Origin of the sequence: Pedobacter sp. MC2016-24 (genome assembly GCF_015223055.1) — a bacterium.
Lineage (GTDB): Bacteria > Bacteroidota > Bacteroidia > Sphingobacteriales > Sphingobacteriaceae > Pedobacter.
Genome location: NZ_JADFBX010000056.1, coordinates 1 through 477, shown reverse-complemented (window position 1 = coordinate 477; position 477 = coordinate 1). Strand labels below are relative to the sequence as shown.

The 477-nt window shown below is 37.3% G+C and carries 1 protein-coding gene; it reads right to left on the bottom strand.

Annotated elements, in window-relative coordinates:
• Window positions 1–477, bottom strand: a 477-nt coding sequence (locus IM797_RS28240; protein ID WP_370583135.1) for an MbnP family protein, incomplete at both ends; no start/stop codon positions are given.

Sequence of the window (477 nt, the reverse complement as noted above, 5' to 3'; positions counted from 1 at the left end):
TTTTGTAGTTTGCATTCAGGCCTGTTTCCACCAATAAGGTTTTCGATGCACCGCTTTCAGTTACTTTACCGCCAACAGAAGAGAAAATATAACTGGTCATCCACATCCAGGAAACATTGGTCATCCCGTTTAACTGAGAAAGTTCTCCTGTTTGTAAACTTAAATTATCATTGTATTTCTGATCTACACCGATAGAGAATTTAACGGTTTTATAATCGCCTAAAGGGATATTGGACAATACAATATCTTCACGTTTAGTTGCAGGATACGTAAATGCCCCATCCTGAACAGGAACCGCACTGGTTTCCTCTACTAAGAAGTAAGAATTAGGCACTTTATATTCTTCACCTTTGCTATTTACAAGTGTAACATTACTCACCCAATATCTGAATTTAGTGAAGTTAAAGGTCTTTGTACCTGAGGTAAAGTCTTTATTCAATGCAAAATCCTGAGCCCCGAATACAGCATCAAAAGAAA